Annotated in this window: 1 protein-coding gene; it reads left to right on the top strand. The window is 43.0% G+C overall.

The window, feature by feature from the left end; genetic code table 11:
- Positions 1-539, top strand: a 539-nt coding sequence (locus R7040_RS29430) for a phospholipase D-like domain-containing protein (RefSeq protein ID WP_318098045.1), incomplete at both ends; no start/stop codon positions are given.

The following is a 539-nucleotide window of genomic DNA, read 5'->3' as shown; positions in this document are numbered from 1 at the left end:
TCGTCGACGATACCGTGATTTACAGTGGCGCTAGCCTTAATAACGTTTATTTGCAGTACCATGGTCGCTATCGATTTGATCGCTACCATGTTATTAAGCACAAGTCCCTTGCAGATACGATGGTGAACTTCGTTCAAAATGAAATGATTGCTCACCCTGCAGTAAACGACTTGGCCGATCGAGATAAGCCGGAAACCAAAGAAATTAAATCGGCAATTCGCCAACTTCGCTCTTCTCTTGCTCAAGCCAACTATCAATTTGCCCATGAGTCAGCGGCAGAAGATAAAGTAAAGCTCACACCACTTGTTGGTCTTGGTAAGCGTCGAAACTTACTAAACCAGCAAATCGTCAAGCTACTAGCAGCAGCAAAGAACGAAATTTTCATCTGTACGCCATACTTTAACTTCCCTAAATCAATTCACCGGGAAGTAAAACGTGCGATGAAACGCGGAGTAAAAGTAACGATCGTGGTAGGAGATAAAACCGCGAACGATTTCTATATCTCTCCAGAAGAAGATTTCAAAACCATTGGTGGTCTT

This window comes from Vibrio sp. 1069, assembly GCF_033340555.1.
This window is presented reverse-complemented; position numbering and strand designations above follow the sequence as displayed.